14 protein-coding genes and 1 pseudogene are annotated in these 17,027 nt (G+C 60.5%); 8 read left to right on the top strand and 7 right to left on the bottom strand.

The window, feature by feature from the left end:
- Window positions 1-121: 121 nt before the first annotated feature.
- The 4 genes from AB4Z35_RS15520 to AB4Z35_RS15505 form a co-directional block, all read right to left on the bottom strand.
- Window positions 122-1,006 (bottom strand): ABC transporter permease subunit, encoded by an 885-nt coding sequence (locus AB4Z35_RS15520; protein WP_442097970.1) that lies wholly within the window; start codon window positions 1,004-1,006, stop codon window positions 122-124.
- Window positions 1,003-1,917 carry an ABC transporter permease subunit gene (locus tag AB4Z35_RS15515; RefSeq protein ID WP_442097968.1) on the bottom strand — a complete coding sequence of 305 codons (915 nt, stop codon included), beginning with the start codon at window positions 1,915-1,917 and terminating at the stop codon, window positions 1,003-1,005. The genes AB4Z35_RS15520 and AB4Z35_RS15515 overlap by 4 nt, the downstream gene beginning before the upstream one ends.
- Complete coding sequence (potA, locus tag AB4Z35_RS15510; RefSeq protein WP_057396704.1) at window positions 1,914-3,056, bottom strand: polyamine ABC transporter ATP-binding protein; 1,143 nt, start codon at window positions 3,054-3,056, stop codon at window positions 1,914-1,916. Before potA ends, AB4Z35_RS15515 begins: the two co-directional genes overlap by 4 nt.
- Window positions 3,057-3,392: 336 nt before the next feature.
- Window positions 3,393-4,154, bottom strand: a complete 762-nt coding sequence (locus AB4Z35_RS15505; protein WP_442097966.1) for a gamma-glutamyl-gamma-aminobutyrate hydrolase family protein — start codon at window positions 4,152-4,154, stop codon at window positions 3,393-3,395.
- A gap of 283 nt (window positions 4,155-4,437) precedes the next feature.
- Here AB4Z35_RS15505 and AB4Z35_RS15500 point away from each other — a divergent pair, with 283 nt between their 5' ends.
- From AB4Z35_RS15500 to AB4Z35_RS15485, 4 genes are all read left to right on the top strand, one after another.
- A complete protein-coding gene (locus AB4Z35_RS15500; protein ID WP_007999968.1) occupies window positions 4,438-5,814 on the top strand; it encodes a glutamine synthetase family protein in 1,377 nt (458 codons plus the stop codon).
- A gap of 216 nt (window positions 5,815-6,030) precedes the next feature.
- Window positions 6,031-7,521 carry an aldehyde dehydrogenase gene (locus AB4Z35_RS15495; RefSeq protein WP_442097965.1) on the top strand — a complete coding sequence of 497 codons (1,491 nt, stop codon included), beginning with the start codon at window positions 6,031-6,033 and terminating at the stop codon, window positions 7,519-7,521.
- Window positions 7,522-7,574: 53 nt separating this feature from the next.
- On the top strand, window positions 7,575-8,873 hold the full coding sequence (locus tag AB4Z35_RS15490) for an NAD(P)/FAD-dependent oxidoreductase (RefSeq protein WP_007999963.1): 1,299 nt from the start codon (window positions 7,575-7,577) through the stop codon (window positions 8,871-8,873).
- Between the two features lie 403 nt (window positions 8,874-9,276).
- Window positions 9,277-9,825, top strand: a complete 549-nt coding sequence (locus AB4Z35_RS15485) for a cupin domain-containing protein (protein WP_007982140.1) — start codon at window positions 9,277-9,279, stop codon at window positions 9,823-9,825.
- 121 nt (window positions 9,826-9,946) lie between these two features.
- On the opposite strand, the gene AB4Z35_RS15480 is transcribed toward AB4Z35_RS15485, so the two are convergent.
- On the bottom strand, window positions 9,947-10,240 hold the full coding sequence (locus AB4Z35_RS15480; RefSeq protein ID WP_442097963.1) for a fructose-bisphosphate aldolase: 294 nt from the start codon (window positions 10,238-10,240) through the stop codon (window positions 9,947-9,949).
- A gap of 648 nt (window positions 10,241-10,888) precedes the next feature.
- Here AB4Z35_RS15480 and AB4Z35_RS15475 point away from each other — a divergent pair.
- Window positions 10,889-11,305 (top strand): annotated as a pseudogene (locus tag AB4Z35_RS15475) (hypothetical protein); the annotation flags it as partial.
- A gap of 113 nt (window positions 11,306-11,418) precedes the next feature.
- On the opposite strand, the gene AB4Z35_RS15470 reads toward AB4Z35_RS15475, so the two are convergent.
- The gene (locus tag AB4Z35_RS15470; protein ID WP_007982133.1) at window positions 11,419-11,655 is read right to left on the bottom strand and encodes a hypothetical protein; all 237 of its coding nucleotides are present in this window, start codon (window positions 11,653-11,655) and stop codon (window positions 11,419-11,421) included.
- Window positions 11,656-11,964: 309 nt separating this feature from the next.
- On the opposite strand from AB4Z35_RS15470, the gene AB4Z35_RS15465 reads away from it, so the two are divergent.
- The 3 genes from AB4Z35_RS15465 to AB4Z35_RS15455 all read left to right on the top strand — a co-directional run bounded on the left by AB4Z35_RS15465 (window position 11,965) and on the right by AB4Z35_RS15455 (window position 15,209).
- The gene (locus AB4Z35_RS15465; RefSeq protein WP_442097962.1) at window positions 11,965-12,411 is read left to right on the top strand and encodes an anti-virulence regulator CigR family protein; all 447 of its coding nucleotides are present in this window, start codon (window positions 11,965-11,967) and stop codon (window positions 12,409-12,411) included.
- A gap of 98 nt (window positions 12,412-12,509) precedes the next feature.
- Window positions 12,510-13,007, top strand: coding sequence for a hypothetical protein (locus AB4Z35_RS15460; protein ID WP_442097961.1), 498 nt, complete (start codon window positions 12,510-12,512; stop codon window positions 13,005-13,007).
- Window positions 13,008-13,289: 282 nt separating this feature from the next.
- On the top strand, window positions 13,290-15,209 hold the full coding sequence (locus AB4Z35_RS15455) for a tyrosine-protein phosphatase (protein WP_442097959.1): 1,920 nt from the start codon (window positions 13,290-13,292) through the stop codon (window positions 15,207-15,209).
- Between the two features lie 771 nt (window positions 15,210-15,980).
- On the opposite strand, the gene AB4Z35_RS15450 is transcribed toward AB4Z35_RS15455, so the two are convergent.
- On the bottom strand, window positions 15,981-16,928 hold the full coding sequence (locus tag AB4Z35_RS15450; RefSeq protein ID WP_442097957.1) for a helix-turn-helix domain-containing protein: 948 nt from the start codon (window positions 16,926-16,928) through the stop codon (window positions 15,981-15,983).
- Window positions 16,929-17,027: the final 99 nt, after the last annotated feature.

Below are 17,027 nucleotides of genomic sequence, written 5' to 3'. Positions count from 1 at the left end.
GGCAGTCGTAAAACCCGCGAACTCAATCTTCCTGATAGAACCGCAGTGTCTGAATTTACGACTGCTTCGCAGCCGAACGCCGGCTCCGCCAGCTGCTACAAAACGTGTGTGTAGCAGGCCCTTAGGCCGTCGCTTCTGCCATCTGCTTTTTCGGTTGCTGCCAGGATTCGCTGGCGGTCTGGTCCATGGCTTCCTGGATCGCGCGTTTACGGGTGGCTTCGGCACGGCGGCTGAAGTACCAGACCATGAAGGTCACGATCGACACCGCCAACAGGATCAGGCTGGCCACGGCGTTGATCTCGGGCTTGACCCCAAGACGTACCGCCGAGAACACTTCCATCGGCAGGGTCGTGGACCCCGGACCGGACACGAAGCTCGCCAGCACCAGGTCATCCAGGGACAGGGCGAACGACATCATGCCGCCAGCCGCCAGTGACGGCGCGATCATCGGAATGGTGATCAGGAAAAACACCTTGAATGGCTTCGCACCCAGGTCCATGGCCGCTTCTTCGATGGACAGGTCCAGCTCGCGCAGGCGGGCGGAGACTACCACCGCAACGTAAGCGGCACAAAACGTGGTGTGGGCGATCCAGATGGTGACGATGCCACGCTCCTGCGGCCAGCCGATCAACTGCGCCATGGCCACGAACAGCAGCAACAGCGACAGACCGGTGATCACTTCAGGCATCACCAGCGGCGCGGTGACCAGGCCACCGAACAGGGTGCGCCCCTTGAAGCGGGTAACGCGGGTCAGCACGAACGCTGCCAGGGTACCCAGCGCCACCGCCGCGACGGCGGTGTAGCAGGCGATTTCCAGCGAGCGCACCACTGAGCCCATCAGTTGGCTGTTGTCGAGCAAACCGGCGTACCACTTGATCGACCAGCCGCCCCACACCGTCACCAGCTTCGAGGCGTTGAACGAGTAGATCACCAGAATCAGCATCGGCAGGTAGATAAACGACAGGCCGAAAATCAGCATGAACTTTGAAAATCCGAAGCGTTTCATCCCCGTGCCTCCATCTCTTTGGCCTGGCTGCGGTTGAACAGCAGAATCGGCACAATCAGGATCAACAGCATCACCACCGCCAGGGCAGACGCCACCGGCCAGTCGCGGTTGTTGAAGAACTCTTGCCACAACACGCGGCCGATCATCAGGGTTTCCGGGCCGCCCAGCAGTTCCGGAATCACGAACTCACCCACCACCGGAATGAACACCAGCATGCAGCCGGCGATGATGCCGTTCTTGGCCAGCGGCACGGTGATTTTCCAGAAACTGTTGAAGGTGCTCGAACCCAGGTCCGACGCCGCTTCCAGCAGGCTCTGGTCGTGCTTGACCAGGTTGGCGTACAGCGGCAGCACCATGAACGGCAGATACGCATACACCACACCGATATAAACAGCGGTGTTGGTGTTGAGGATCTCGATCGGTGCCGACGTCAGCCCGGTCCACATCAGGAACGCGTTGAGCAGACCGTTGTTGCTGAGGATGCCCATCCACGCGTAAACGCGGATCAGGATCGCGGTCCAGGTCGGCATCATGATCAGCAGCATCAGGACGTTTTGCGCTTCCTTGCTGGCCTTGGTAATGGCGTAGGCCATCGGGAAACCGATCACCAGGCACATCAGTGTGCTGAACAGCGCGACCTTCAACGAACCGAGATAAGCCGAGAGGTACAGCTCATCCTGGCCCAGCAGGGTGTAGTTGCCGATGTTGAGCAACAGCTGGAATTTCTGCTCGGCGTAGGTGTAGATCTCCGAGTAGGGCGGAATGGCCAGGGCCGCTTCCGAGAAGCTGATCTTCATCACCAGGAAGAACGGCAACATGAAGAACAGGAACAGCCACAGGAACGGAATCCCGATGACAAACTTGCGCCCGCTGGGGACCCACCTTAGAAATTGCTGATTGAAGGTTTTCATGCGCGCAGTACCACGCCGCTGTCGTCTTCCCACCACACGTAGACCTGATCGTCCCAGGTCGGACGCGCACCACGGCGTTCGGCGTTGGCCATGAACGACTGGACGATCTTGCCGCCAGGCAGCTCGACGTAGAACACCGAGTGGCCGCCGAGGTAGGCGATGTCATGCACCTTGCCGCTGGACCAGTTGTAGCGGTTCTCGGGCTTGACGGTGCTGACCAGCAGTTTTTCCGGGCGGATCGCGTAGGTGATCGACTTGTCCTGGACCGAGGTGCTGACGCCGTGACCGACGTAGATCTTCTGCTCCAGGTCCGGACTGTGGATGATCGCGTGACCTTCCAGGTCCTCGACAACGGTGCCGTCGAAGGCGTTCACGTTGCCGATGAATTCGCAGACCATGCGGCTGACAGGCGCTTCATAGATGTCCACCGGGCTGCCGATCTGGGCGATCCAGCCCAGGTGCATGATCGCGATGCGCTGGGCCATGGTCATGGCTTCTTCCTGGTCGTGGGTCACCATCACGCAGGTCACGCCAACGCGTTCGATGATTTCCACCAGCTCCAGTTGCATTTGCGAGCGCAGCTTTTTATCCAGTGCGCCCATCGGTTCATCGAGCAGCAGCAGCTTCGGACGCTTGGCCAGGGATCGGGCCAGGGCCACACGCTGACGCTGGCCGCCGGACAGTTGATGCGGCTTGCGCTTGGCGTACTGGGTCATGTGCACCAGGCGCAGCATTTCCTGCACCCGGGCTTCGATTTCGGCCGCTGGCAAACGGTCCTGCTTGAGGCCGAAGGCGATGTTCTGCGCCACCGTCATGTGCGGGAACAGCGCGTAGGACTGGAACATCATGTTGATCGGTCGTTCGTACGGCGGCATGTCGGTGATGTCGACACCGTCGAGCAGAATCCGGCCTTCGGTCGGGCGCTCGAAACCGGCGAGCATGCGCAGCAGGGTCGATTTGCCGGAACCGGAACCCCCGAGCAGGGCGAAGATTTCACCCTGGTGGATTTCCAGGGACACATCGTCCACGGCTGTGGTTTCGTCGAATTTCTTGGTGACGCGATCGACTTTCACCAACACCTTTTTCGGTGCCTGGTGACCTTCAAGAGCCTTCCTGTAAATGCTGGAGGCGTTTGCCATGTGAAACTCCCAACAGGTTTCAGTCGCCCGGCCAATACGGCCCGGCTTAATAGTGGATTGCAAACCCGTGAAGCCGGTTCGCGCTGGCCCCTTGTAGGAGCGAGCCTGCTCGCGATGGTGTGTCAGCCACTGTGGTGTCGACTGACACCCCATCGCGAGCAGGCTCGCTCCTACAAAGATCTGCGCTCTCCCGTTCGGGTTTATTCGGCGCCGCCGTCCTGGCTGCCTGGGTCGTACTTGTTGTTATTGCAGTGTGTTGTTTTCGCGAGCGGGGCACGCAAAAGTGCCTGCCCGCTCGCGGTGGGCAGTTAATCGTTGAATGTGGGTATCAGGTCGTCAGCTCGAGTGACGCAGCGCCGCCCGTTGTCGGCAGGCATCGCCGAACGCCTGGAAAATACTCAAATAAGGAGGGTTGTTCAGGACCTGCCATTCGGGGTGCCATTGCACGCCGAGGGCAAAGGCTTTGCTGTGCTCGACCGAGATCGCCTCGATCAGGCCATCGGGCGCGACGGCTTCGGCGCGCAGGCCGGGCGCGAGGCGGTCGATGCCCTGGCCATGAATCGAATTGACCTGGAACACCGCAGGCAGGTCCAGCGCTTCGAACACACCGCCAGGCTGCACGTTCACCGCATGGGCCGGCGCGTATTGCACGGCCAGGTCCGGATGGTTGGCCTCACGATGATCGAGCAAGCCAGGCAGTTCATGGACTTTCTGATGCAGGCTGCCACCGAACGCCACGTTCATTTCCTGGAAACCGCGGCAGATGCCGAGGACCGGAACGCCGGCAGCGATAGCCGCGCGGATCAACGGCAGGGTGGTGCGGTCCCGTTGCGGATCGTGCTCCGTACCGGGGGCGCTGTCGGGGCCTTGATAGTGGAAGGGTTCCACGTTCGAAGGCGAGCCGGTCAGCAACAGACCGTCGAGCTGCGGCAGCAGGTCATCGATTTCGGTCAGGTCGCCTAAGGAAGGAATAACGACAGGCAGCCCCAGCGCCGCAACGCTGACAGCACGCAAGTACTTGTCACCGCTGATGTGGTAGGGGTGCAGGCCAATCTGTTTGACGCACGCAGTAACGCCGATCAATGGCTTGAATGCCATTTTTATCACCTCGAAGTTTCACACTTGAACGAGCTTTTCCGGAGCTTAGCCTTGTTGATTTTAATTAACAACTCTCATGTAAAAAATTCTAAACGCCGCACGTCCGATCTTCAGGGTTTACGCGTGTTTGAGGGCGTATCTGGCACTCTCGTCCTTCTGAGAGGCCCGAAAATAAACGCTGAAAGGCCAGGTGTTCGCTATTGACTTCACTTTGCCTTTCGGATTGACTGGGCTCGTGAAAGGGCGGTGAACATAATAATTAACAGTAGAAAATAGGTGCATCATGTCGGTCCCTCTGCGTGCCGTTCAACTCAACGAAGCAAACGCATTCCTTAAGAAACATCCTGAGGTTTTGTACGTCGACCTTCTGATTGCGGATATGAACGGTGTGGTGCGCGGCAAGCGCATCGAGCGCACCAGTCTTCATAAGGTTTACGAGAAAGGCATCAACCTGCCGGCGTCTCTGTTCGCTCTGGACATCAATGGTTCTACGGTGGAAAGCACCGGCCTGGGTCTGGACATCGGCGACTCCGACCGGATCTGCTACCCAATCCCGGGCACCCTGAGCATCGAACCCTGGCAGAAGCGCCCGACCGCGCAACTGCTGATGACCATGCACGAACTCGAAGGCGAGCCATTCTTCGCCGACCCGCGTGAAGTGCTGGCTAATATTGTGCGCAAGTTCGACGACATGGGCCTGACCATCTGCGCCGCGTTCGAACTGGAGTTCTACCTGATCGACCAGGACAACGTGAACGGTCGTCCGCAATCGCCACGTTCGCCGGTATCCGGCAAGCGTCCGATGTCAACCCAGGTGTACCTGATCGACGACCTCGACGAATACGTCGACTGCCTGCAAGACATCCTCGAAGGCGCTAAAGAGCAGGGCATTCCCGCTGACGCCATCGTCAAGGAAAGCGCCCCGGCGCAATTCGAAGTCAACCTGCATCACGTGGCTGACCCGATCAAGGCCTGCGACTACGCAGTCCTGCTCAAGCGTCTGGTGAAGAACATCGCCTACGACCACGAGATGGACACCACCTTCATGGCCAAGCCGTACCCGGGCCAGGCGGGTAACGGTCTGCACGTGCACATTTCGATTCTCGACAAAGAAGGCAACAACATCTTCGCCAGCGAGGATCCCGAGCAGAACGCCGCGCTGCGACACGCGATCGGCGGTGTGCTCGAGACCCTGCCGGCGCAGATGGCGTTCCTTTGCCCGAACGTCAACTCGTACCGTCGTTTCGGCGCACAGTTCTACGTGCCGAACTCGCCGAGCTGGGGCATCGACAACCGTACCGTAGCGGTACGTGTGCCGACCGGTTCGCCAGACTCGGTGCGCATCGAACACCGCGTGGCCGGTGCCGACGCCAACCCGTACCTGTTGATGGCTTCGGTCCTGGCAGGCGTGCACCACGGCCTGACCAACCAGATCGAGCCGGGCGCCCCGGTGGAAGGCAACAGCTACGAGCAAAACGAGCAGAGCCTGCCGAACAACCTGCGCGATGCCCTGCGCGAGCTGGACGACAGCGAAGTCATGGCCAGATACATCGACCCGCTGTACATCGACGTGTTCGTGGCGTGCAAGGAAAGCGAGCTGGCCGAGTTCGAGAACTCCATCTCTGACCTTGAGTACAACTGGTACCTGCACACCGTTTGATGGCGTTGGAGGTGCACACACATCCTGTGTGCGCCGCCAACCCCTGTGGGAGCGAGCTTGCTCGCGATAGCGGTCTGGCATTCAACATAGATGTCGACTGAATCACCGCTATCGCGAGCAAGCTCGCTCCCACAGGGATTGCGGTTTTTTCAGATATTTTTGATCACTGGCATTCGGCCCGGCTGATCACCTATTCCCCTGCGTCGAGTCACAACCATGACAAACACTCGCAGCGATTGGGAGCAACGCTTCCAGTCCCTAACAATCGAAGGCCGCGCATTCATTGACGGCCAGTACTGCGCGGCCGCCAGTGGCGCTACGTTCGAATGCTTAAGCCCCGTCGACGGTCGTTTCCTGGCGAACGTCGCCAGCACCGACGAAGCCGACGCCAATGCGGCGGTCGCAGTAGCGCGCCGCACGTTCGAATCCGGCGTCTGGGCCAACCTGGCCCCGGCCGAGCGCAAGCGCATCCTGATCCGTTTCGCCGACCTGATCCTGGCGAACCAGGAAGAGCTGGCCCTGCTCGAAACCCTCGACATGGGCAAGCCGATCAGCGACTCCATGAGCATCGACATTCCAGCGACCGCCAATGCGATCCGCTGGACCGCCGAAGCCATCGACAAGATCTACGACGAAGTCGCCGCCACGCCCCACGATCAGCTTGGTCTGGTGACGCGCGAAGCGGCCGGCGTGGTCGCGGCCATCGTGCCGTGGAACTTCCCGCTGATCATGGCCAGCTGGAAATTCGCCCCGGCCCTGGCGATGGGCAACTCGTTCATCCTAAAGCCTTCGGAAAAATCCCCGCTGACCGCGATCCGCATCGCGCAGCTGGCACTGGACGCCGGCATTCCGAAAGGCGTGTTCAACGTCCTGCCGGGCTACGGCCACACCGTCGGCAAGGCGCTGGCGTTGCACATGGACGTCGACGTGCTGGCCTTCACCGGCTCCACGGTGATTGCCAAGCAGCTGATGATCTACGCCGGGCAAAGCAACATGAAACGCGTCTGGGCTGAAGCGGGGGGCAAGAGCCCGAACGTGGTGTTCGCCGACGCGCCGGATTTGCGCGCGGCAGCACAGGCAGCGGCCAGTGGCATCGCCTTCAACCAGGGCGAAGTCTGCACCGCCGGTTCGCGTCTGCTGGTGGAGCGTTCGATCCGCGAGCAGTTCATTCCATTGTTGGTGGRAGCCCTGCAAGTCTGGAAACCGGGTCATGCGCTCGATCCTGCGACCACCGTCGGCGCGGTTGTCGACCAGCGTCAGCTGGACAACGTATTGCGCTACATCGAAGTCGGCAAACAGCAGGGCGGTCAACTGATCGCCGGCGGCAGCCGCACCCTCGAAGACACCGGTGGCCTGTACCTGGAACCGGCGATTTTCGACGGGGTAACCAATGCCATGACTATCGCCCAGGAAGAAATCTTCGGCCCGGTGCTGTCGGTCATCACCTTCGACACTGCTGAAGAAGCCTTGGCGATTGCCAACGACAGCATCTTCGGTCTGGCCGCAGGCGTGTGGACCAGCAACCTGAGCAAAGCCCACACCTTCGCCCGTGGCCTGCGCGCCGGCAGCGTCTGGGTCAACCAGTACGACGGCGGCGACATGACCGCGCCGTTCGGCGGGTTCAAGCAGTCGGGTAACGGTCGGGACAAATCGCTGCACGCGTTCGACAAGTACACCGAACTCAAAGCGACCTGGATCAAGCTCTAACACCTTTTAAGCGGCGGTCGCCGGCACGTTGCCGGCGGCCATCGGAGAAACCTATGAAACACAGCTCTTCTAATCAACAGCATGTAAACAGCTACTACGCCGCCACCCGCAACTTCACCGGCGACTTTCCGGTGCTGGAAGGCGCGGTGGACTGCGACGTCTGCGTGATCGGCGCCGGCTACACCGGCCTGTCCTCGGCGCTGTTCCTCGCCGAAGCGGGTTACAGCGTGACCGTGCTGGAAGCGGCCAAAGTCGGCTTCGGCGCCAGCGGTCGCAACGGCGGCCAACTGGTCAACTCCTACAGCCGCGACGTCGATGTCATCGAAGAGCGCTACGGCGACAAGACCGCCGAAGTGCTCGGCAGCATGATTTTCGAAGGCGCCGACATCATTCGTCAGCGCATACAGCACTACGACATCCAGTGCGATTACCGTCCCGGCGGCATCTTCGCGGCGATGAACAAGAAGCAACTCAAGGGCCTGGCCGAGCAGAAGAAGAGCTGGGAACGCTACGGCAACAAGAACCTGAAGATGCTCGACGCGGCCGATATCAAGCGCGAAGTCGGTTCCGACGCCTACGTCGGCGGCCTGCTGGACATGCAGGGCGGTCACATTCACCCGCTGAACCTGGCACTCGGTGAGGCTTCGGCGATCATCGGCCTGGGCGGCAAGATCTACGAGCAATCGGCGGCAGTGGAAATCAGCTACGGCGAGCCGATCACCGTGCGCACTGCAAAAGGCGTGGTGAAGGCCAAGTACCTTCTGATCGCCGGCAACGCCTACCTGCCGCAGGGCCTGGACAACCGCGTGACCAGCAAGAGCATGCCGTGCGGCTCGCAGATCGTCGTCACCGAGCCGTTGTCGGAAAAGCAGGCCCGCAGCCTGATCAAGAACAACTACTGCGTCGAAGACTGCAACTACCTGCTCGACTACTACCGCCTCACCGCCGACAACCGCCTGCTGTACGGCGGTGGCGTGGTCTACGGTGCGCGCGAACCGGACGACATCGAGCAACTGATCCGCCCTAAGATCCTCAAGACCTTCCCGCAATTGAAGGACGTGAAGATCGATTACCGCTGGACCGGCAACTTCCTGCTGACCATGTCGCGCATGCCGCAATTCGGCCGTATCGAGAAAAACGCTTACTACATGCAGGGCTACAGCGGACACGGCGTGACCTGCTCGCACCTGGCCGGCAAACTGATCTCGGAAATGATCCGCGGCGACGCCGAGCGCTTCGACGCGTTTGCCTCCTTGCCGCACATGCCAATGATCGGCGGGCGCACCTTCTCGGCACCGTTGACCGCCCTCGGCGCCGTGTACTACTCGCTGCGCGACCGTTTCGGCATCTAAGCTTTACCTCGCCGGCGGCATCCCCCCAAAGGGTGTCGCCGGCTTTTTAATACCTGAAACACCGCCGTCCCCTGTAGGAGCCAGCCTGCTGGCGATGAGGCCATATCAGCCAAAACAGATGTCGCCTGACACACCGCTTTCGCGAGCAGGCTCGCTCCTACAGGTTGTTTTATTCTGCCGTTTATCGAACCTGCTGAGCATTACCAACAAACGTGATTTAATAGCCGCTTTTCACGTTTCCGGGACCGGAAAACGGCGTGATCCGCGCCTGCACTCCACCCCTCCATTATCCCCGTAGGAGCGAGCCTGCTCGCGATGGCGCCGGTTCAATCAACATCAATGTTGAGGCTAAAATCGCAATCGCGAGCAAGCTCGCTCCTACAGGTTGGCGCATAAGGCTGTCATGGACACGGGCTCACGACTCAAATTAGTACGCGAAAGCTACAAACTGTCCCAGCGCGAGCTGGCCCGGCGTAGCGGCGTCACCAATGCCACCATCTCCCTGATCGAACAGAATCGAGTCAGTCCTTCCGTCAGCTCCCTGAAGAAATTGCTGGAGGGCATCCCCATGTCCCTGGCCGACTTCTTCACCTTCGATCAGCCACCGCGCGAACACCAGTACGTCTTCCGCGCCAGCGAACAGCCCGACCTCGGCCGTCATGGCCTGCGCCTGCTGCTGATCGGCGCGTCCGTGCCGAGCCGGCAGATGCGCTTGCTGCGCGAGCAATACGCGCCGGGCGCCAGTTCGGGTGAAGAGCCGATCGTGCATTCCGAAGGCGAGGAGTGCGGGTTGGTGACCCGTGGCACGGTTGAGTTGACCGTGGATGGCCAGGTGAGTGTGCTGAACGCCGGGGATGGCTATTACTTCCCGACGACCTTGCCGCACCGGTTTCGCAATATCGGGGCGGATGAGGCGGAGATTATCAGCGCGAACACGCCCGCCAACTTCTGATAAATGGCTGACCCGGTGACGCGTTGTCAGGTCGGGCAATCGGTCCCTCCAGACGGAAGCCATCAGGATCAGGCAATGAAAACCCGCGCATTAACGCGGGTTTTTTACGACTGGAATTTGCTTATTGCGCCTTGGATGTTTCAAACCCCCGCTGCTCAATCACCCCAAACACATCCCGCACATCCTGAAGCAGAATCCGCGAAATGTTGGTGACGGTGTTGATGTCGTTTTCGGCGTAGTCGGGGAGGCTGGTGCAGGCCATGAGGTTGAGGTATTGCAGGACGGCGTTGAGGCGTTCGGCGGCGCAGTTGTGGAGTTCGCGCAAGGGCGCGTCGCTGTCGATGAGGAGGACGGGGTAGCTGGTGGCGATTTGTTTCATGGGGGTGAAGTGGCGGGGTGGGTTTTGCATTGTCATAAGGTAGAACTCTTCAAGGGATCATGAAGTGCCACCTTTTGCTGCGAAACAAATGGGTGGCAGCTATGTGCGGGTTCGCAGACCGGAGAAGAGTGAAGCCCGGCAGACCCGAAGGTCTCCCACACACAGCCGCCATAAAACGAAACGGCGGCAAATTTTGCCACAGTTGTCATTTAGCGGTGTGCCATCTTCTATAGGGCTGCGAAACCCAATCGCCAATTCAAGTCAGCGACGGGCGCACATTAGGCATCGACTTCGACGGCTGCAACCGACCTGTAGGACGCCAAATGCCCCCTGTGGCGAGGGAGCTTGTCGGATCGCCGCACCGTCCCGTTCGGCGGCTCTGCCGCCGTAAAACCGGGCACTGCGGTGAGTCTTAGGAAATGGGGTGCAAAGGACTAGGGCCGCTTCGCAGCCCAGCGGGAGCAAGCTCCCTCGCCACAAAGGGACCAGTCCTACAAATTTTTCAGACTTCAAGATTGAACGTTCGTCGGATGGCGGGTTGCTACCATCGCAATTGCCTGCCGATATCAACACGGCTGTTACGCTTGGTCGTTGCAGTGCCCGAGCCCCGTTCCTGCTCACACTGCAAGGGTAATCACGGATTGCGACATCCATTCCTGTCGGCAACCTGCACGGAGGCAGGCGATGGTGATCAAAAGCATGGCCGATTCGACTGCGGCGGGGGTTCCCGTGCCGCTCGATCGGGAATAAATCGAGCGGGTGCTGGCGCTGTTGCTGGCCAGCCCGTTGTTTGCCAAATCCAGGCGCATGGGCAGCCTGTTGCGCTTTCTGGTCGAGCACGACCTTCAGGCCTGTAATACGCCGCTGACCGAACACGCCATCGGCATCGCGGTGTTTCGTCCTGATCCGGCAGTGTATTGCACGGGCGACGATCCTGTGGTGCGAGTGCAGGTGGGGCGCTTGCGGCGCAAGCTCGCAGCGCATTACGCCGGCAACGGCCAGCAGGACCCGGTGCGCTTGAGCATTCCACCCGGGTGTTATCGCTTGACCTATCAGCGGCTACGGCCCAAGGGCGTCGGCACTCGCCATCCTGTGGTCCAGAACTCTAGGGGCGAGGGGCAGGGCGGCTAAGTGTCTTGGTGTTACAAGCGGGTATCGGGGGTGTATCAGGGGCTGAATCAGCTGGGCAGCCGATCGGCCGCCCCGCCTTGACCTCAGGCGGCCTTGGCATCGGCCCAGACGAAGTTCCAGCTGGTGCGTTTGCCCTTGGCGATCTCGATCAGCTTGTTCTCGTACACCGTGTGATTGACCACACCGGTGTAGGTCAGGGTGCGGGCGGCATTGGTCCCGGTGACCTCGCCCGGCTTGCCGCCGGACTCGACCATGGCTTTTTTCATGTCGGCTTCCGACGGGGCGCTGCTCTGGTTTTTTTCAACTTTGACGAAACTCATGATTCACCTCTTCCGTGATGGGGGGATCGGTGTCGGCGCGGGCCGACAAGTTGACGACCCTGTTCCACACCGACGGCCATACTCTATTGGCCAGTTCGGCGGCGCAGAAGTGACAACTGCGGCGCTGAGGTAACAATCGGGAAACAGCACCACGCATTGAAGTATCTGCGACGTATCAAGCGTGGATTCACATCGAAGAAGGTTGCGGCGTCACTTCTCGATAAACCCGCGGATCGCCGCAATGGTCTGCGTTGGCGCGTCAATAGCGTCTGAATTTCAGAGAATCTTCCCACCACGAAGGAACGACTCATGTACAAGACTCGATCATTGATTGCAGCAATCACCTGTTTGACCCTGATCAGCGGCTCGGTGACGGCGCTGGCCGATCCCGGTAACGGCCAGGGTAACGGGAAGGTCAACCATGGCAACCAGGGCGGTCATGGCAACAAGAACAAGAATTCCGGTGGCGGGGACTGGAGTAATGGCCCGAGCATCAACCGGGGCAGCGTGCTCGAGATCATTGGCGTGAATACGGGCTACTGGAGCCCCGGTCCTGATTTGCCACCGGGTATTCAAAAGAACCTTGCCCGAGGCAAGCCGCTTCCTCCCGGCATCGCCAAAAAACTCGATGGCCGACTGGTCGGCAGGCTACCCCACTATGATGGCTACGAATGGCAGCAAGTCGGCACGGATCTGATCCTGGTTGCGCTGGCCACCGGGCTTGTCTATGAGATTCTCGACGGTGCGTTTGATTGACAGGTGAATGGCAGCCTGGCCGTCTGTCGTCAAGCGTGAACTGTCCGGGGGCTATCGCGTCATACGTCACGCGATATCAACCACTTACGGAAGCAATCATGCTTTTTAAAAACAAGAGTCTCGTTGCTGTAATGTCATGCGCCATGATGCTTGCAGCCGCCCCTTTGCTGCCTAGTGGCCTGTCGATCATGGGTTCCGCATACGCGAAGGACGGTGGCGGTGGCGGTGGCGGAAACGGTGGCGGAAATGGCGGCGGTGGCGGTGGCGGAAATGGCGGTGGAAACGGCGCAGGCCACGGCGGCGGTATGGGTGGCGGACACGCCGGTACAGGCCACTCCGGCAGTAACGGCCGCGGCAACGGGCTGGACAGCGACCATGCCGGCAAGTCCGTGCGGGACCATGGTATCAGCGGGAACCATTTCGGTAGTGACCGCAATGATGATAACGGTCATGGCACCACGACCTCAGGCATCGCCCATTCCAAGGATACTCGCGGCATCTCCAGGGCCAGGGCCATTTCGGCCTCGACGCCAGGTGATCACAACACCAAAGGCTTGAGTAAAGCCGGACTGTCGACCTCGAAAAAAACCCATTGAGTTCGCGGTTGTAGACATCAGTTCGGAAAAGCCAAAACCCGCTGAGAGGCGGGTTTTTTGCAACTGGAATTTGATCGCCGGACATGGCGCAGCTCGCTTCCCACCCGGCATATCATTCATTTGTGGCACCAAAGTTGGCCGCACAACGGGCACTGCACGGACAGAAAACGAGCCGCCCGGACACATCGCGCAGTGATTTGCGTCCGCGGGCGATTTGTCATGTTCAGCGTCATTTCAATGTAGATATTAGTCAGCCCAACGCGATTTCAATGAGGCTGCACTGTGTTCCAACGACTTGTGTGTTCGCTGTCTGTTTTGAGCCTGTCCATCGCTGCCGCCCAGGCTGCCGAGACTGTCCCCCTCAACACGCCACGCCTGAAGAGCATCGACAATTTCCGCGATGTTGCGGGTCTCACCACCGCGTATTCCACCGCCAATGACGGCACGATGCGTGGCGGGGTGTTTTACCGCTCCAACGCGCTGACCCCGTCGGCAGCGGATCTGGCGACCCTGAACGGTCTGGGCATCAAGGCTGTCTACGACCTGCGCACGCCCAGCGAGATCGCCGCCACGCCCGACACGATGCCCACTGGCGCGACGTACACCAATATCGACATCATCGGCGGCTCCACTTCCGGGGCGAATATCACCAATATCGCGTTCCACAGCGCCGCCGAAGCCACTGCGATGATGCAGGACACCAACCGCGATTTCGTCAGGAACGCGGGGATGCGCAGCGAGTTCAACCAGCTGTTCAATGAACTGGCCGCGGTCGACGGTGCCGCGCTGTTCCATTGCACGGCCGGCAAGGACCGTACGGGCTGGACCGCCGCTGTGCTGCAAAGCATCGCCGGGGTCGACGATGCCACCATCATGAGCAACTACCTGGCGACCAACGACTACACCGCCGCGCGTATCAAGGCGACCCTGGCGGCGATGCCACCGGGCATGGCGACCATCTACGGGCCGTTGATCGGTGTGGAGGCCAGTTACCTGCAGGCCGGCCTGGACCAGGTGACCGCGCAGTACGGCACGATGGACAACTACCTCAAGCAAGGCCTCGGCCTGTCCCAGGAAACCATTTATGTGTTGCGCGGCAAGATGGTGTTCTACAACAGCTTGCCTGGCGCGTCGGACCTGGCCGGCAACGCCGCGGCCGGCGCGCAGTTGTTGCAACAACTGCAGAACAGCAACCTGTCGGGCACCTACAGCGCCTACAACTATTATCTGCAATCGGCTATCGATGCGCGCAGCCTCGGTGGCGTCGAGTCCACGGTCGGCGGTCAGGTGCATGCCGACGCTGCCAGCTACCTGCTGCGCCAGGGCGCGATGATCGAGCAGGCTGCCGCGCCCTTCACCAGCGGCATCGACCTCAAGGCCGGGCAATATCGCCTGTGGAGTACCGCCCTGGCGGGGTATCTGGGTACCGATGGCTCGTCTCAGGCCTCCAGCAGCAACGAGCATAGCCAGGGCATGATGATTGGCCTGACCCAGCGTTTTTCCGAACAACTGAGCGCCCATGCCGGTTTCGGCTACAGCAGCGGCAATGTCGGTGGCGCGGGTGGCGAGGCGGATACCGACCTGACCTTCTTCAGCGTTGGTGCTCGCTTTGCTCCGAACGGTCTGGAGCGCGGCCTGTTTGTGGATGTCGATGCCAGCGCCGGCTATCTGGATTACGAGAGCAAGCGCGAACTCGGCGGCGGCCTGGGCACGGCCAAGGGCGACAGTCATGGCAACCTCACCGGCGCGACCCTGGCACTGGGTTACCGTGTACCGGTGAACGGCGTGACCCTCGAGCCGAGCCTCGGTGTGCGGGTCAGCCACGTCAACCTGTCGGGCTTCCAGGAAAAAGGCAGCGAGCTGGCGCTGGACGTCGATGGCATCCACCAGACCCGCAAGAGCGCGGTGGCCAACCTCAACGCATCCTTTGCACCGGTCAGCCTGGGCGCCTGGCAACTGGTGCCGGGGGTGCAAGTGGGCTACGAGCATGTGCTGGGCGACCATGAAATCGACAGCGAAGGGCATCTGCTGGGCCTGGACGTTGAACAGCAAGCCGCCTTCGACAACCGTGACCAGTTCACCGGTGGCGTCAACGTCATGGCCAACCTGGGACCGTGGAGCGTGGGTGCGCAAATCGGCGCCAGCGGTGGCGGCGACAGCCATGGCTTCAATGGCGGGCTGAAGGCCAGTTATCTGTTCTGACGATCAGATTAAAACAATCTGTAGGAGCGAGCTTGCCCGCGAAGGCGGACTAGCAGCCGACGACGAGGGTGGCTGACCTTCCGCCATCGCGAGCAAGCTCGCTCCCACAGTGGTTTTGTGTCGTACACGGGATTTGTGCTCGACACTGGTCAATGGTGGGAGCGAGCTTGCTCGCGAAGGCGGACTCACAGCCAACGAAGAGGGTGGCTGACATACCGCCATCGCGAGCAAGCTCGCTCCCACAGTGGTTTTGTGTCGTACACGGGATTTGTGTTCGACACCGGCCAATGGTGGGAGCGAGCTTGCTCGCGAAGGCGGACTCACAGCCAACGAAGAGGGTGGCTGACATACCGCGATCGCGAGCAGGCTCGCTCCTACAGTGGCTTTTTGTCGTACACGGGATTTGTGTTCGACACCGGTCAATGGTGGGAGCGGGCTTGCTCGCGAAGGCGGACTCACAGCCAACGAAGAGGGTGGCTGACATACCGCCATCGCGAGCAGGCTCGCTCCTACAGTGGCTTTTTGTCGTACACGGGATTTGTGYTYGACACCGGTCAATGGTGGGAGCGGGCTTGCTCGCGAAGGCGGACTAGCAGCCGACGACGAGGGTGGCTGACCTTCCGCGATCGCGAGCAAGCTCGCTCCCACAGTGGTTTTGTGTCGTACACGGGATTTGTATTCGACACCGGTCAATGGTGGGAGCGGGCTTGCTCGCGAAGGCGGACTGGCTGTCGACGACGAGGGTGGCTGACCTTCCGCTCCCACAAATCCTCAACTGGTCGCCATTGGCCGCGTTCGCAGGCCCTTTTTTACGTCTGTGGGGCTGAGGCCGTAGGCACTCTGGAAATACTGGCAAAACCGGCCGACATTGCTGAAGCCGTGTTGCAAGGCCACCTCTGTCACCGATGGCGACGCCCCCTGAGACAGTGCGGCAAAGGCGCGCTCCAGGCGTACTTGCCGCTGATAGGCAACGATCGAAGTGCCCATGAAACGCTGAAAACCTTCCTGCAATGCGCGCAGGCTGACGTTGGTCAGCTGCGCCAGTTCCGTGCCGCTGGCCAGGTGGTCGGGATGCGCCTGAATGTACTCGACGGCCAGCTTCACATGCCGCGGCGCAATCAGTGGGGAAGGGCGCTGAAGGGCTTCGGTGAAGTTGTGCGGCCAGGTTTCGAGCACCGCATCGACCAGCATTTCGCGAAGGCGCGAAGGCATCAGCGAACCGGTGTTGATCAGCAGGTCGAACTCGGTGCCCGTGGCCAGTTCGATCAATGCCCGGATGCCCTGCAAGGCCGATGCCTTCAGATCCACCACCGGTTCGAAATGCACCTTTTGCAGGATGGGTTTGCCCAGCAGCGTCGACAGGCGCTCGGTGATCAGCCGACGGCTGATCGAAATCCCGTGCTGCGCATGATTGTCGACAAAGCGCGCCGAGCGGACCTCGGCCTTGTCGATCGCCAGGCCGACCTGGGCAAAACCTACCGACTCGGTAACGTGATTGAAGATGATCTTGCCGGCGGTGGGAATGACGAAGGTGATTTCATCAAGGGGCGCGGGAAAAGCCACCGTGAAGTCACCGCGATAGTGCATGCGACGAAAACTGACACCTTCATGCCTGCCATAGACCCCACCGATGATGATGTCTTTCGGCGGTGGCGGAGAGTCGGAATAAAGGTTGCCGAACAGGTTCGAGAACAACGCGCCAAAGTCGTCGCAGCTCATGTCGTTGGACCTGATGATGATTTGCTTGCGCGTCGTGCTTGAGTACACCTGGAGTGTCACCTTGAGCGGATGGGCAAAGCCCTGGTACAGGGAACGGGC

The sequence above is a fragment of the Pseudomonas sp. KB_15 genome, from assembly GCF_052114525.1.
In the GTDB taxonomy this organism is placed as follows: Bacteria; Pseudomonadota; Gammaproteobacteria; order Pseudomonadales; family Pseudomonadaceae; genus Aquipseudomonas.
Note: the sequence above shows the minus strand (reverse complement) of the source record. Positions and strands in the feature narration are given on the sequence as shown.

Excerpts from the sequence above, each read along its gene's own strand:
- AB4Z35_RS15460 (WP_442097961.1), top strand. The coding sequence starts at position 12,510 with ATGCTTTTTAAAAACAAGAGTCTCGTTGCTGTAATGTCATGCGCCATG.
- AB4Z35_RS15490 (WP_007999963.1), top strand. The coding sequence starts at position 7,575 with ATGAAACACAGCTCTTCTAATCAACAGCATGTAAACAGCTACTACGCC.
- AB4Z35_RS15465 (WP_442097962.1), top strand. The coding sequence starts at position 11,965 with ATGTACAAGACTCGATCATTGATTGCAGCAATCACCTGTTTGACCCTG.
- AB4Z35_RS15470 (WP_007982133.1), bottom strand. The coding sequence starts at position 11,655 with ATGAGTTTCGTCAAAGTTGAAAAAAACCAGAGCAGCGCCCCGTCGGAA.
- potA (WP_057396704.1), bottom strand. The coding sequence starts at position 3,056 with ATGGCAAACGCCTCCAGCATTTACAGGAAGGCTCTTGAAGGTCACCAG.
- AB4Z35_RS15520 (WP_442097970.1), bottom strand. The coding sequence starts at position 1,006 with ATGAAACGCTTCGGATTTTCAAAGTTCATGCTGATTTTCGGCCTGTCG.
- AB4Z35_RS15450 (WP_442097957.1), bottom strand. The coding sequence starts at position 16,928 with ATGAGCTGCGACGACTTTGGCGCGTTGTTCTCGAACCTGTTCGGCAAC.
- AB4Z35_RS15500 (WP_007999968.1), top strand. The coding sequence starts at position 4,438 with ATGTCGGTCCCTCTGCGTGCCGTTCAACTCAACGAAGCAAACGCATTC.
- AB4Z35_RS15480 (WP_442097963.1), bottom strand. The coding sequence starts at position 10,240 with ATGACAATGCAAAACCCACCCCGCCACTTCACCCCCATGAAACAAATC.
- AB4Z35_RS15505 (WP_442097966.1), bottom strand. The coding sequence starts at position 4,154 with ATGGCATTCAAGCCATTGATCGGCGTTACTGCGTGCGTCAAACAGATT.
- AB4Z35_RS15515 (WP_442097968.1), bottom strand. The coding sequence starts at position 1,917 with ATGAAAACCTTCAATCAGCAATTTCTAAGGTGGGTCCCCAGCGGGCGC.
- AB4Z35_RS15485 (WP_007982140.1), top strand. The coding sequence starts at position 9,277 with ATGGACACGGGCTCACGACTCAAATTAGTACGCGAAAGCTACAAACTG.